11 protein-coding genes and 2 tRNA genes are annotated in these 13,374 nt (G+C 61.9%); 4 read left to right on the top strand and 9 right to left on the bottom strand.

Features of this window, described 5'->3' with window-relative positions; all coding sequences use genetic code 11:
* Together xth and FJW04_RS21655 are read left to right on the top strand one after the other, a co-directional pair.
* Complete coding sequence (gene xth / locus FJW04_RS21660) at nucleotides 1-798, top strand: exodeoxyribonuclease III (RefSeq protein WP_140716616.1); 798 nt, start codon at nucleotides 1-3, stop codon at nucleotides 796-798.
* A 50-nt stretch (nucleotides 799-848) separates the two neighbouring features.
* A complete protein-coding gene (locus FJW04_RS21655; RefSeq protein ID WP_181173022.1) occupies nucleotides 849-1,166 on the top strand; it encodes a hypothetical protein in 318 nt (105 codons plus the stop codon).
* Between the two features lie 23 nt (nucleotides 1,167-1,189).
* Here the strand turns inward: FJW04_RS21655 and FJW04_RS21650 are convergent, their stop codons facing one another.
* The 8 genes from FJW04_RS21650 to FJW04_RS21615 all read right to left on the bottom strand — a co-directional run bounded on the left by FJW04_RS21650 (nucleotide 1,190) and on the right by FJW04_RS21615 (nucleotide 12,215).
* Nucleotides 1,190-2,038 (bottom strand): tetratricopeptide repeat protein, encoded by an 849-nt coding sequence (locus FJW04_RS21650; protein ID WP_140616060.1) that lies wholly within the window; start codon nucleotides 2,036-2,038, stop codon nucleotides 1,190-1,192.
* Entirely contained in the window at nucleotides 2,025-3,749 is a 1,725-nt protein-coding gene (gene ilvD, locus FJW04_RS21645; protein WP_140716612.1) for a dihydroxy-acid dehydratase, read from the bottom strand. Before ilvD ends, FJW04_RS21650 begins: the two co-directional genes overlap by 14 nt.
* 290 nt (nucleotides 3,750-4,039) lie before the next feature.
* Nucleotides 4,040-5,281 (bottom strand): OmpP1/FadL family transporter, encoded by a 1,242-nt coding sequence (locus FJW04_RS21640; RefSeq protein WP_140716610.1) that lies wholly within the window; start codon nucleotides 5,279-5,281, stop codon nucleotides 4,040-4,042.
* Nucleotides 5,282-5,640: 359 nt separating this feature from the next.
* On the bottom strand, nucleotides 5,641-8,424 hold the full coding sequence (locus FJW04_RS21635) for a valine--tRNA ligase (protein WP_140716608.1): 2,784 nt from the start codon (nucleotides 8,422-8,424) through the stop codon (nucleotides 5,641-5,643).
* A gap of 315 nt (nucleotides 8,425-8,739) precedes the next feature.
* A complete protein-coding gene (locus tag FJW04_RS21630; RefSeq protein WP_140716606.1) occupies nucleotides 8,740-9,564 on the bottom strand; it encodes a PopZ family protein in 825 nt (274 codons plus the stop codon).
* A gap of 252 nt (nucleotides 9,565-9,816) precedes the next feature.
* Nucleotides 9,817-11,202, bottom strand: coding sequence for a TolC family outer membrane protein (locus tag FJW04_RS21625; protein WP_140716604.1), 1,386 nt, complete (start codon nucleotides 11,200-11,202; stop codon nucleotides 9,817-9,819).
* A 180-nt stretch (nucleotides 11,203-11,382) separates the two neighbouring features.
* On the bottom strand, nucleotides 11,383-12,051 hold the full coding sequence (locus FJW04_RS21620; RefSeq protein ID WP_015317516.1) for a protein-L-isoaspartate O-methyltransferase: 669 nt from the start codon (nucleotides 12,049-12,051) through the stop codon (nucleotides 11,383-11,385).
* A gap of 90 nt (nucleotides 12,052-12,141) precedes the next feature.
* A tRNA-Cys gene (locus tag FJW04_RS21615) sits at nucleotides 12,142-12,215 on the bottom strand.
* Between the two features lie 217 nt (nucleotides 12,216-12,432).
* Between FJW04_RS21615 and FJW04_RS21610 the strand changes: the two genes are divergently transcribed.
* A complete protein-coding gene (locus FJW04_RS21610) occupies nucleotides 12,433-12,684 on the top strand; it encodes a hypothetical protein (protein ID WP_140716602.1) in 252 nt (83 codons plus the stop codon).
* A gap of 47 nt (nucleotides 12,685-12,731) precedes the next feature.
* Here FJW04_RS21610 and FJW04_RS21605 read toward each other — a convergent pair whose 3' ends face one another.
* Nucleotides 12,732-12,992, bottom strand: coding sequence for a hypothetical protein (locus FJW04_RS21605; RefSeq protein ID WP_015317514.1), 261 nt, complete (start codon nucleotides 12,990-12,992; stop codon nucleotides 12,732-12,734).
* 223 nt (nucleotides 12,993-13,215) lie between these two features.
* On the opposite strand from FJW04_RS21605, the gene FJW04_RS21600 reads away from it, so the two are divergent.
* A tRNA-Asn gene (locus FJW04_RS21600) sits at nucleotides 13,216-13,290 on the top strand.
* The last annotated feature ends 84 nt before the right edge of the window (nucleotides 13,291-13,374 follow it).

Below are 13,374 nucleotides of genomic sequence, written 5' to 3'. Positions count from 1 at the left end.
ATGAAAATCGTCACCTGGAACATCAACGGCGTGCGCGCCCGCATCGGCAACCTGACCCATTGGCTGACCGAGAGCGCGCCCGACATCGTCTGCCTGCAGGAGATCAAGACGGTCGACGAGCAGTTCCCGCGTGCCGAGATCGAGGCGCTTGGCTATAATGTCGAAACCCATGGCCAGAAGGGCTTCAACGGTGTCGCCCTGCTGTCGAAGCTTCCTTTCGACGAGGTCATCAGGGGCCTGCCGGGCGACGACATCGACGAGCAGGCCCGTTTCATCGAGGGTGTTTTTTCCACCGACAAGGGCGCGCTTCGTGTCGCCTCGCTCTATCTGCCCAACGGCAACCCGATCGATGACGAGAAGAAGTTCCCCTACAAGCTGTCGTGGATGGCGCGGCTGGAGCGGTGGGCGCAGGAGCGCCTGAGGCTGGAAGAGGCGCTGGTGCTGGCCGGCGACTACAATGTCATCCCCGAGCCCATCGACGCGAAGTTTCCGGAGAACTGGCTGGGCGACGCGCTGTTCCAGCCGCGGACGCGGCAGGCCTTCCGCCGGCTGCTGAACCTCGGCTTCACCGAAGCGGTGCGCGCGGTCACCGATGCGCCTGATACCTACACGTTCTGGGATTATCAGGCCGGCGCCTGGCAGAAGAACAACGGCATCCGCATCGACCATCTGCTGTTGTCGCCGGAAGCCGCAAACCGGTTCTCATCGGCTTCGATCGAAAAACATGTGCGCGCCTGGGAAAAACCGTCCGATCACGTCCCGGTAGCGATCAACCTCGCGCTGCAGCCGGCCGGATAACCAGAGAAACCCTCATATCGCCACATTCCGGCGCATGATGGGAGATCATCATGGCGGCCGGGGTTCCCATGACCATTCGATTTGCTCTTTGTCCGTTCGGCTTGGCACTCGCCACGGCCGCGATCGTGCCGGCCTTCGCCGCGCAGGAATGTCTTGCCAATGGAAAATCCTATCCGGTCGGCCAGGTCGCCTGCCTGACGGTCGCCGATCAGAGTCATTTGGCCCGCTGCGACATGGTGCTCAACAACACATCGTGGACAAAGGTCGGCGATAGCTGCCCCGCAAACACGATGGCGCCGCACCTGCACGTCACGCCGATCTCCACACCCGCGCCAAGCATGGTGCCGACCGAACCAACCGAAAACTGATTTTCTGGTTCCTCGAAAGAACCTTACTGATCGACGTTGCTGCCCTTGGTCAGGATATCGTCGGCCAGTGAGATCGCGGTGCGACGGTCGGCTTCGCCGGCAGCGGCGAAGGCCTCTTCCTGCATGCCGCGAATCCAGGGCTGATCGGCCGGGGAAGCACGCTCGAGGGCCGCTGTCATCATCGCCAGGCCGCGCACGACCTTGCCGCTCTGGAACAACAGATGGCCAAGCGTCGCCTGCGCGCCGGCATGGCCCTTCTCGGCGGCGAGCTGGAACCAGCGCCCGGCCTGCTTGACGCTGGCCTTCACGCCGCCTTCACCCTTCAGGAACATCTGCCCCATCTCGAACTGGGCGTTCGGATTGCGGTAGTTGGCGGCGGCGCGCATGTAGTATTCCTGCGCCGCCACCTCGTTCTCGCTGACCGGGCTGCCGGGAATGCCCTTGCGCAGATAGTCGCCCAGCGCCACCAGCGCGTCGGAGACGTAACTTTCTTCCGGAGAGCCGGGCTCGACGTCCTGGTCGACGATCTCCGAGAAGAACTTGAATGCCTCATAATCGTCGCGGGCCACGCCGTCGCCTTCGGCATACATGCGCGCAAGTTTCCAGGTGGCGCCGATCTGGCCGTTTTCGGCGGCGTATTTATAGGCCTCGGCCGCCTGTTCCTTGTGGCCGTTCTTGTAGGCGGAGAAGCCGAACTGGAACACCGCCCAGGGACTCGACTGCGGCTTCACGCCGGTCTTGTCGTCGAACACCTTGTCGTCGAAAGCCATGGCCTGGCCCACGGCGCCAAAGATCGCAACCGCGACCAGTGCCGGAAGGACAGATGACCTCAGCAACTCTGGTGTTGACTTCAACAACTCAGATATCCGCATAGCAGTGTGTTTCTTTCGCACCGCCCGGATGGGTGACCGCGCCATCCCTGGCGGACCCTACCGTCTGTGCGTATTTCCATATCGCGCCCGACTGATAGTCGGTCGTACGTGCCTTCCATGTCTTCGCCCGAGCCGCCAGCTCGCTATCGGACAGCGCCACCTCGATCGTGCCCTTCACCGCGTCGATCGTGATCACGTCGCCATCCCTGACGAGACCGATCGGACCACCAACCGCAGCTTCCGGCCCGACATGGCCGATGCAGAAGCCGCGTGTCGCGCCCGAGAAGCGACCGTCCGTGATCAGTGCCACCTTGCCGCCCATGCCCTGGCCGTAGAGTGCCGCCGTCGTCGACAGCATCTCGCGCATGCCAGGACCGCCGCGCGGTCCCTCATAGCGGATGACCAGAATCTCGCCTTCCCGGTAGTTGCGATGCGTCACCGCTTCGAAACATTCCTCTTCCGAATCGAAGCAGCGCGCCGGGCCGGAGAATTTCAACTCCGCCATGCCCGCGACCTTCACGATCGCGCCTTCGGGGGCAAGGTTTCCCTTCAAGCCCACGACACCGCCGGTTTGGGTAATAGGTCTGTCGGCCGGGCGGACCACATCCTGGTGTTCATTCCAGGCAACGTGCTCCATATTTTCGGCCAAAGTGCGGCCAGTGACCGTCAGGCAATCGCCATGCAGATAGCCATGGTCGAGCAGCGTCTTCATCAGCAGCGGAATGCCGCCAGCCTCGAACATGTCCTTGGCGACATATTTGCCGCCCGGCTTGAGATCGGCGATGTAAGGCGTCTTCTCGAAGATCCGCGCCACGTCGAACAGGTCGAATTTCAGTCCGGCCTCATGCGCGATCGCCGGCAGGTGCAGTGCCGCATTGGTCGAGCCACCGGTGGCAGAGACCACGGTCGCCGCGTTTTCCAGCGCCTTCAGCGTGACGATGTCGCGCGGGCGGATGTTTTTGGCGATGAGCTCCATGATTTTTTCGCCGGAGGCGAAATTGAAGCGGTCGCGCATTTCGTAGGGCGCGGGCGCGCCGCAGGAATAGGGTAGCGCGAGGCCGATCGCCTCCGCGACGGTGGCCATGGTGTTGGCGGTGAACTGGGCACCGCAGGAGCCGGCCGAGGGACAGGCGGCCTGCTCGATTTCGAGCAGCTCGGCATCGCCGATCGTGCCGACCGAGTGCTGCCCGACAGCCTCGAACACATCCTGCACGGTGATTTGGCGGCCGCGATAGCTGCCGGGCAGGATCGAGCCGCCATAAATGAAGATCGACGGCACATTGAGCCGCACCATGGCCATCATCATGCCGGGCAGCGACTTGTCGCAGCCGGCGAGACCGACCAGCGCGTCGTAGCAATGGCCGCGCATGGTGAGCTCGACCGAATCGGCGATGACCTCGCGCGACACCAGCGACGACTTCATGCCCTGGTGGCCCATGGCGATGCCGTCGGTGACGGTGATGGTGCAGAATTCGCGCGGCGTGCCGTTGGCGGCGGCCACGCCCTTCTTGACCACCTGCGCCTGGCGCATCAGCGAAATGTTGCAGGGTGCCGCTTCGTTCCAGCAGGAGGCGACGCCGACCAGCGGCTGCGCGATCTCTGCCGCCGAGAGGCCCATGGCATACAGATAGGACCGGTGCGGCGCACGCGCCGGACCGACAGTCACATGGCGGCTAGGGAGCTTAGCCTTTGAGATGACCTTGGCGTCCATTCTCTTCCTTGCCGCGGGCGGTGCGGCCCGTCCCATCGCCGAGCCTTTTGGCGCGGGTCCCGAGACAAGATCGAGGTGCGCCGGGTTTATGGCGGGAAATGGGCAATTTCCTCGACCTGACTTCCAGCGCAGGGGTTGTTCAGGAAGTGTTGCCAAAACGTCACAATTGGACGAGGCGGCCCCAGTGGGGATTATATGCAACGAAGCTTGAATGATGGGCGTATCGGCGATGCCGGTGCCAACAAAAAAGGCCGGGCAATGCCCCGGCCTTCCATTATAATTTCAAAAGCTTAGAACTTGATCTTGAGGCCGCCAGAAAGCGCCGTGACCAGATCGTTACCGAAGTCGTAGCTGGCATCGGTACCGGCCACGTACCCGTTTTCATCGGTAAGCGTACCGGAGTGGCCGCTGGTCAGCACGCCAATCGCGCCAGCCAGACGAAGTTCGATATTGGGGCGGGGCGTGTAAGCGACGCCGCCACCCAATGTCCAGGTGTCAGTCTGTGAGCCGTAGCCATGTGAGGTACCGCGATCCCAGGTAAGCTGGCCGGCGGCGCTCCATTGATCGTTGAATTTGTGACCGATGCCGCCCGAAACGGTCCAGCCGTCACGATACATCAGATCGAGAGAAGTCCACCTGACCGGCTGCGGAGAGGTCGTTGTACAAGCAGCAATCCCTCTCGTGGCCTGCGAGCAGATCGGAATGCTCTGTAAAACACTCCAGTTGACCCACTTGATCGAGCCGAAGGCAAGCCAGTCAGGAGCTATGCCCGACTGTAGCTTAAATTCCACGGAATCCGGCATCGAAGCTTCACCGTAGATCGGAATAATCGGACCACCGACATGAGTCAGATCAAGGGTGCCCGCAATGTTATCCAGCCTCACCTGGGAATTATAGACGAGGCTAGCCCGCAACGCGATCTCAGGAATTTCGTAGGCCAGCCCCGCTCGCCAGCCCCAACCGCTGCTCGTCAGGTCGACGCGACCGGTACCGGAGAAATTCGGCAGAAACGGCGTCACAAGGTCTTCCTTGAAACCATAGACTTCCTGGTAAAACACACCGCCAATGAAGCGGACTTGGCCCTTGCCAGCATCCATTTTATAGGAGCAGGTGCCCGCGTAATTGTTGCTTTTGATTTCAGTTTCCATGTTGGACTGCGCGCCAACCCATTGGCCAGGGGCCGTGTGCGCCCCCCAAGGCTGCGAGTAGTCGAACATGCAGTCGACCCCCGGCACGACCTGGGCCTTAACGCCGATGCGCGGCACCCAGTAATTCTCGCTATCGTTGGCAGTGGTCGAGCCTACGACGGTACCGTTGAGCGGATCCGTATCCTTTGCGTTCTTGAGCTTGCGATCCGGCATCACATAGGTCGTTTCCGCTTCCGTTGCGAACGGCGCCGGATCGAACAGAAGATCGATATCATATCCGCCACGCTCAATGCCGCCGGCATGCGCCGAACTCATCGCCGCACCCACCACAGCCAGCGAAAAGCATCCTGCTCCCAGCAGTGCTTTCAGATGCAAATTGTTCATGGATGTCCTCCCCGAATAACTAGTGCATCAAGCTAGAACCAATTCAGGTTAACGGTGCAACAACGAATTGATTGGCGTACATGTACATGTTCCCGCAACGTATTTTGGACAAAATGCGAGCGGATGCCGCGGCGCCAAAAAAGGGCCTTTGGCGAGGTTTGCCTTTCCCAAAAAAGGAAAAAAACGGCCAGAAAGGCCCAAAAAAAGCCGATTTAAGGGGTCTTCGGCCCCATTGTTACATTATGGCAACAATGGGGCAAAAACTTCCGTTTACGTCAACATTAACGCAACGGAATGCCGATTTTCGAGGCAAAAGGCTACCCATTTTAGAGGGTGCTAAAGTCTCGCGAATCTGCCTTTCAGCCGGCGTCACGAACCCTGGTCAACGCCACCGAAAGCTTGTCCTGCGCGGCGCGATATTCGGCGAGCTTTTCCCGCTCGCCTTCCACGATCTCGGCCGGCGCGCTGGCGACGAATTTCTCATTCGACAGCTTCTTGTGCAGGCGCGCGATTTCCTCGGTCACCTTGACCAGTTCCTTCTGCAGCCGCCCGGCCTCCGCGGTGAGGTCGATCAGGCTGCCAAGGGGCAGGCAGATCGTCGCCTCGTTGAGCACGATCTGTGCCGACCCCTTGGGTGCCGCATCGGCGAGCGAGATGTCGCCGACACGCGCCAGCCGCTTGATCGCCGACTCCTCGCGAACCAGCCGCTCGCGCGTCACATCGTTGGCGCCGACCACGACCAGCGGCGCTATGGCTGCCGGCGGCACGTTCATCTCCGAGCGCACCGAGCGGATGCCGGAGACGAGATCGACCAGCCAGTTGATGTCGCCAGCCGCTTCATGGTCCTCGAAATCCGGCGACGGCCATGCGGCATGGCACAGCAGCGAGTCCCGATCCCTGCCCTCGCCCGCCGTCTGCGCCCACAGCTCCTCGGTCATGAACGGCATCATCGGATGCAGGAGCTTGTAGATCTCGTCGAGCACGAAGGCGACGCAGGCGCGGCTTTCGGCCTTGGCGGCCTCGTCCGAGCCCATGAACACCGGCTTCAAGAGTTCCAGATACCAGTCGCAGAACAGGTTCCAGACGAAGCGGTAGGCGGCTCCAGCCGCCTCGTTGAAGCGATACGAGGTGATGCCGTCGGTGACCTCGCGCGCGGCGCGCGTCAGTTCGGTCAGGATCCAGCGGTTGACCGCCAGCTTGGCGTCGTTCAGCCAGAAATCGTCATTGCGCGCGACTTCGTTCATCTCGGCGAAACGCGTCGCGTTCCACAGCTTGGTGCCGAAATTGCGGTAGCCGGCGATACGCGCCGGATCGAGCTTAACATCGCGCCCTTGGGCAGCCATCACCGTTAGGGTGAAACGCAGCGCATCGGCACCATATTCGTCGATCAGGTCGAGCGGATCGATGACGTTGCCTTTCGACTTCGACATCTTGGCGCCGTTCTTGTCGCGCACCAGCGCATGCATATAAACGGTGTGGAACGGCTCCTCGCCCATGAAGTGGAGGCCCATCATCATCATGCGGGCGACCCAGAAGAAGATAAGATCGAAGCCGGTCACCAGCACGTCGGTCTGATAATAAGTCTTCAGCTCCGGCGTCTGCTCCGGCCAGCCCAGCGTCGAGAAAGGCCACAGCGCCGACGAGAACCAGGTGTCGAGCACATCCTCGTCGCGGGTCAGGATCTCGCCCGGCTTGAAGTTCTCGAGCTTGTCCTCGACCCAGGCCTTCCACGGCCCTTCCAGCGCCAGATAATATTCGATGGCGGCGCTCAGCGCCTCTTCCTCGGTCTTCTCGACGAAGACACGCCCATCTGGCCCGTACCAGGCCGGAATCTGGTGACCCCACCAGAGCTGGCGCGAAATACACCAGGGTTCGATATTCTCCATCCACTGGAAGTAGGTCTTGTCCCAGCTGTTGGGGATGATTTTGGTGCGCCCCTCGCGCACCGAGGCGATCGCCGGCTTGGCGAGTTCCGCCGCATTGGCGTACCACTGCTCGGTCAGGAACGGTTCGATCGGCACGCCGCCGCGGTCGCCATGCGGCACCGCATGGCGGTGCGGCTCGACCTTGTCGAGGAAGCCGCCGGCCTCCATCAGCTCGACGATCTTCTTGCGCGCAACGAAACGGTCGAGGCCGTCGAGTTCGTCCCATACGGCCTGGCGCTCCGGCGTCACCTCGACGCCGGCGAGGAAGTCCTCATTATCCCTGAGCTTGATGGCCGCTTCGACGGTCAGGATGTTGATCGCCGGCAGCTTGTGGCGCTTGCCGACCTCGAAGTCGTTGAAATCATGCGCCGGCGTGATCTTGACCGCTCCGGACCCCTTTTCCGGATCGGAATACTCGTCGGCCACGACAGGGATCTTGCGCCCGACGATCGGCAGGACGACATTCTTGCCGACGAGATGCCGGAACCGGTCGTCCTCTGGATTCACCGCGACAGCCGTGTCGCCCAGCATTGTCTCGGGACGAGTCGTCGCCACGATAACGAAGGTTTTTGGATTCTCGGGATCGAACGTCACGCCTTCGACCGGATAGCGGAAATGCCAGAGGTTGCCGTTGACCTCCTGCTGCTCGACCTCGAGATCGGAGATCGCGGTCAACAGTTTCGGGTCCCAGTTCACAAGGCGCTTGTCCTTGTAGATCAGCCCTTCCTTGTAGAGCGTGACGAAGACTTCGAGCACGGCCTTGGAGAGGCCCTCGTCCATGGTGAAGCGTTCGCGCGACCAGTCGGCGGAAGCGCCGAGACGTTTCAGCTGGTTGAAGATCGCGCCGCCCGATTCGGCCTTCCACTCCCACACTTTCTCGATGAATTCCTCGCGGGTGAGATCGCGGCGGTGGATCTGCTTTTCCATCAGCTGCCGCTCGACCACCATCTGCGTGGCGATGCCGGCATGATCCATGCCGGGCTGCCACAGGACGTTCTTGCCACGCATGCGCTCGAAGCGCACCAGAATGTCCTGCAGCGTGTTGTTGAGCGCATGGCCCATATGCAGCGAGCCGGTGACGTTGGGCGGCGGAATGACGATGGTGAAGGCCTCGGCCCCCTCCTCCGCCCCAGCGCCGGCGCGAAACGCGTCGGCTTCCTCCCACACCTTGGCGATCTTCGGCTCGACGGTTTTTGCGTCGTAGGTCTTTTCAAGCATGGGAAAACGGTCCGCGCTGTCGGGAATTTTGCTGGTTCGGTGTAAATCGGAAGGTCTTGGCCAAGTCAACCGCGAGGGATGTCCTGAGGCTTCACAAGCAGATAGGCGTCGGCCTATTCATTTCAACGGACGGGCCGTGGGCGTCTTGACGCCAATGGATCGCTGGACCCAGACCCTGGGGCTCGCGCACCTTCATTGTCAGCGACTCCGACGGCAACCTGCTCGCCTTCGCCAGTTCGGCAACCAGTGACTGATCCAGCCACAACGGAAACGCCGCCTCGGCGGCGGCGCTTCTTCGGGATGCAAGCCTGGACGCTATTGGGCTCCGCGTGCCACGCGCTCGATCTCTTCGCGCACCAGCCTCTCGACCAGCGTCGGCAGATTGTTGTCCAGCCAATCCTGCAGCATCGGCCGCAGCATTTCTTCGGCCATCTCGTCGAATGTCTTCTTGCTGCGGCTGGCAAAGGCGTCGGACAGTTCGCCGAAGGCGGCCGCGACCTGGCGGCCGGTATGTTCGGACAGAATCGCGGGACGCACCACGGGCGTTTCGTTCGCCGCCGTGCGCGCCTCAGCCGTACCCGTTGGAGCATCGCTTGAAGGAGCCGGGTCGATCGCAGGTTCCGCCGCCACTGGTTTGCTCGCCGAAACCTCCGGCTGTGCCGCTGGCTTGCGGACGCTCCGGTCCGGCATCGCCTTGGCTTGCTCGCCAACCGCCGCGATCTCGCGCCGCCAATCGGCGACGATGGCTTCACTTGTCGCAACCTCCGCGGGAGCCGCTGGCGCGTCGGCGGCAGGCTCGGCGGCAACCCGGGCGCTGACCTCGGCCAGGGTCATCGGCGTCCTGCCCGGAGCCGGATCGGCACGCGGCGGCGCATCCATGCGCGCAATCGCCGGCTGCGCCTGGATTGTTTCGGTCACAGCGACCGGCTTCCTGACCTCGGGAGCGGCATGCAATTCGGCGCGAAACGCATCGATGTCGGCGGCTGCCACAGCGCTCGGTGGCGGCTCCAGGTCCTGCTGCAATTCGTCGGCCTCGCCGGGCTGCTTGCGGCCATTGTCGCTGTCTTCGATGATCCTCCTGATGGAAGCCAGTATCTCTTCCATGGAAGGTTCGCGCTGTGCGCTGCTTGCCGTTGCCATCGTCACATCCGCCGCCCTTGTGACCCGTTGCAGATTTCCGCTCCGGCAAAAGCCGGATTCGAATCATGGCGACAGCGTAACCGACGGATCGCCGCACGAGAATCCCCAATCTGGGGACATGTGGGATTTCAACAGATTAGAGCAAATCCGCCAAAGCCGTGTGACGGTCCCGTCAGCCACCGGCCAAAGGACAACGATGGTCCAACGGTGTCGATCGAATCCTAGCCAGAAAACGCCGATCGAGCGAACGGCCTAGCGGCCGTCCGGCGTGCGCAGGCCGATCCACTTGTCCTTGACGGCATTGTAGTGCTCTTCGGGCCTATACTTCGTCACCTGCAGCGCAAGCCGGTCGACAGACAAGCGGCCAATCGCCTGAAGGATGGCATAGCTCGCCACGACAACGTCGTGTTGGGAATTGGCCTGGTTGATCTTGGCGGTAATCACGGTGGCCTGCGCATTGAGCACGTCAAGCGTCGTGCGCTGGCCGACATTGCGTTCCTCGATGACGCCGTTCAGCGCCAATTGTGCGGCGTCGATAACCTGCCTGTTGGCGGATACGCTTTGCTGCGCGGCGGTGTATTGCGACCATGCCGTGGCGATGGCCTGGCGCACCTGGTCGCGGGTAACGTCGACCTGGATGCGTGCTTGCCCCAGCGATTCCTTGTTCTGCCGCACGACCGCCGACGTCCGGCCGCCGGAATAGATTGGAATGGTCAGCGTCGCGCCGATATTGGCCGAGGTCGAATTGCCGTTGGAACCGGTGATGTCGGGAATGGACTTGCGGTAATCTTCCGAAACGCCGGCCGAAGCCGACAGCTGCGGCAACAGCGCGCCTTCAGCCGATTTGACTGAAAACGCTGCGGCGTCGACCAGATGCTGAGTGGCAAGGATGGCCGGGTGTTCGGCCGAGCCGACGGCGATCGCCGCGTCGAGGCTCGACGGCAGCAACCGGCCCAATGGCGAAGCGGGCCTGAGCTTGCCAGGCTCGTCGCCGACGACTTGGTGATAGGTCGCAGCGCTGGCCAGCGCCTGTGCGCGGGCCGCGCTCAGCGATGCCACCGCGGACGCTCGTGAGGCATCGGCCTGCGCGACATCGGTGCGCGTGCCTTCGCCGACTTCGAAGCGCGAGCGCGCGGCGCGCGCCTGCTCGCTCAGGAACTGCAGGTTCTGCTCGGTCAGCACCGCGATCTGCCGGTCCCGAATCACGTCCATATAGGCCATGGCCGCGTTGAACAGCGTGTTTTCCTCGGTATTGCGCAGGCTTTCTACCGACGCCTTGACCTGGGATTCGGCGGCCGCGACATTGTTCCTCGTCTGAAACCCGTCGAACAGCGATTGATTGATCTGAATGCCGTAGCTGCCGCTTGTCAGTTTCGAACTGCCGCCGCCATTTGCCCGGCGCGTGTTCGTATAATCGATGTTGGCTGAACCTGTAACCGTCGGCCGCCAGCCCGACTTGGCGATGGCCACACTCTCGTCGGTGACACGCACGCCGGCGCGCGATGCATTCAGCGTGGAATTGTACTGATAGGCTTTTGAAAGCGCGCCGGTGATGGTTTCAGCCGAAGCAGCCAGTGGGGATAGCGCGGTCGCCGAAACAAGGACGGCGGTGAAAAGTGACTTGCGTACTGACGGCACGGTGTATCCCTCATTCGTTTTCCATGGGAACCGCGCCGCGCCGGCTTCTCCTTCCAGAGCAGGCGGCGTGGCGTGTTTATGTTCCCTGTCGCTCAGCCCAAAGTGCCCCCAGTCTGGGATCAGCAACGATCGTTCAAATGCAAGCGACCATGACAAGGTCTTTGCTGCAAGGCAAATCATTCAGAATTCGAAAGCATGCTCACGTTCGAACCCGGGTAGTGGCTTAATTGCCGCATTAAACGCCCTTCTCCCGGTTACAACCCCCCCGGCTTTGACAAAAAGTCGCGCCACGCCTGAATTGCCCTGGCCCTCGACCGCCACCAGGCGGCCGCCTTCGGCGAGTTGGTCGAGCAACGCCGACGGCACTTTACTGACACTGCCGCCGATGAAGATGACCTCGTAAGGCGCCTTCGCGGCATGGCCTTGCGCCAGGGCGCCCTGAACCACGGTCACATTGCCGCAGCCAAGCCCGGACAGGGTCGACGCGGCGGTTTGCGCCAGTGCCGAATCGCTTTCGAGCGCCACGACGGATCTCGCCAGGCGCGACAGGATGGCCGAGGCATAACCGGTGCCGCAACCGACATCGAGCGCCGAGTCGGTCGGGTTGATCTCGGCCAGTTGCATCAGCTTGGCCAATGGCGAAGCTTCCATCAGGTAACGCGGGCCATCGGCGCTGTCGGCGATGCGGATGTCCTCGTCGATATAGGCCAGATCGCGCTGGCGATCGCCGACGAAGACCTCGCGCGGCACCGAAAGCATCGCGTCGAGCAGCGGCGCGCTGGTCACGTCGGTGGTGCGAACCTGACCATCGACCATCTTGACGCGAAGTTCGGAAAAATCAGCGCTCATGCTCCAACCAATCTGCTTGCCGCGCCAGAATCGCGGTTCATTTCGACCGGAACTTCAGGCTCCGGCGCTGACGCGCTGGAGCCCGGGTATTGGAGGCCTCGCCCGGAATCGAACCGGGGTGCAAGGATTTGCAGTCCTCTGCGTAACCACTCCGCCACGAGGCCTCATTGCTCCCGGCGTTCCACCCGGTTCCAATAGGTTGCGGCGAAAATGCCGTCAAGCGGCCACGCGCATTCCAAAACGGTTTCCTTGCGCCGGCTCCGCGCCCTGTTAGATCGCCGTCGGAGCCGCCCACTCACATTGGCAATCCGTTAAGCATGGCAAATGATCGAGCGAAACTCCGCCCACCGGCTTGCGTTGAGAAACAGGGAGGACTGCATCATGGCCCTGGCCAAACCGAAGGACGAAACGCACGAAACCGAAAGCGTGCCGCTGCTGGGATGCGAGGAATTGGTGCGCTATGCCATCGACTGCCTGAGAATAGAAGGCACCGGCAGGCTTTCACCCCGCGACCGGGCGCGCCTGGCCTCGGCTTCAGCCGTCCTGAGGGAGATCAGCGAAGATCTGAAAGCAGGCCAGCAACCGGATTCGGAGGAATCCGGCACCGACACGGAAAAACAGCGCGACGATTGATTCTCGTCGAAGGCGATCGCCATGCGACATGCATCGGTATCGGCCGCTCAATTTGGCCGGCGTCGCCGCTCCCACCAGACGACCAGGCGGCGCCGGTGGCGGCGCACCATGGCAATTTCGTAGGAGAGCACCAGCAATCCGAGCGGCACCATCCAGAAGCCGAGGATCGGCAAGAACCCGAGAATGCCGCCAAGGGTCAATAGCACGCCGATCGTGATTCTGAGGCCGCGCGACTGCGGCATGGTGAATTCGCGCCCGAACACCGAGATCTTTCGTGCGGGTATCGGGTTTTCGTCCGCTGCCGTCATCGCGAAGAACCGCCTGTGTTAGGGCTCGACAATCTCATTTTACGAAAGCCGCGACCGCCCTTTCGGTTCCGCGCCCCGTCGCCAAGACGGCTAATATGAGGGTGGGCAAGGCCGATTGCGAGAAACGCCTGAGCGAAAAAGTCTCGGAAAAATGCGAAATGCTTCTTTGCAAAGCCGAAACGGGTTTGCTATAGGCTGCGCCACTTGCTCAAAGAGCCTCCGTTCCCCGGTAGCTCAGTGGTAGAGCAACCGGCTGTTAACCGGTTGGTCGCTGGTTCGAATCCGGCCCGGGGAGCCAATTTCTCAAGGTCCGTTCCGGACACATAGGTTACGGTTTATACCGGAGACATGGGTAACACTTTTGGCCCGAAGGGGTTTTGGA

The organism is Mesorhizobium sp. B2-7-3, assembly GCF_006440715.1.
In the GTDB taxonomy this organism is placed as follows: Bacteria; Pseudomonadota; Alphaproteobacteria; order Rhizobiales; family Rhizobiaceae; genus Mesorhizobium; species Mesorhizobium australicum.
The sequence above is the reverse complement of the archived record's forward strand: the minus strand, read 5'-3'. Positions and strand labels throughout refer to the sequence as shown.

What these genes read in the sequence shown, in the direction of transcription:
- FJW04_RS21620 (WP_015317516.1), bottom strand. Translation starts at nt 12,051, where the DNA reads ATGAGCGCTGATTTTTCCGAACTTCGCGTCAAGATGGTCGATGGTCAG.
- FJW04_RS21650 (WP_140616060.1), bottom strand. Translation starts at nt 2,038, where the DNA reads ATGCGGATATCTGAGTTGTTGAAGTCAACACCAGAGTTGCTGAGGTCA.
- FJW04_RS21605 (WP_015317514.1), bottom strand. Translation starts at nt 12,992, where the DNA reads ATGACGGCAGCGGACGAAAACCCGATACCCGCACGAAAGATCTCGGTG.
- FJW04_RS21655 (WP_181173022.1), top strand. Translation starts at nt 849, where the DNA reads ATGGCGGCCGGGGTTCCCATGACCATTCGATTTGCTCTTTGTCCGTTC.
- FJW04_RS21640 (WP_140716610.1), bottom strand. Translation starts at nt 5,281, where the DNA reads ATGAACAATTTGCATCTGAAAGCACTGCTGGGAGCAGGATGCTTTTCG.
- xth (WP_140716616.1), top strand. Translation starts at nt 1, where the DNA reads ATGAAAATCGTCACCTGGAACATCAACGGCGTGCGCGCCCGCATCGGC.
- FJW04_RS21630 (WP_140716606.1), bottom strand. Translation starts at nt 9,564, where the DNA reads ATGGCAACGGCAAGCAGCGCACAGCGCGAACCTTCCATGGAAGAGATA.
- ilvD (WP_140716612.1), bottom strand. Translation starts at nt 3,749, where the DNA reads ATGGACGCCAAGGTCATCTCAAAGGCTAAGCTCCCTAGCCGCCATGTG.
- FJW04_RS21635 (WP_140716608.1), bottom strand. Translation starts at nt 8,424, where the DNA reads ATGCTTGAAAAGACCTACGACGCAAAAACCGTCGAGCCGAAGATCGCC.
- FJW04_RS21610 (WP_140716602.1), top strand. Translation starts at nt 12,433, where the DNA reads ATGGCCCTGGCCAAACCGAAGGACGAAACGCACGAAACCGAAAGCGTG.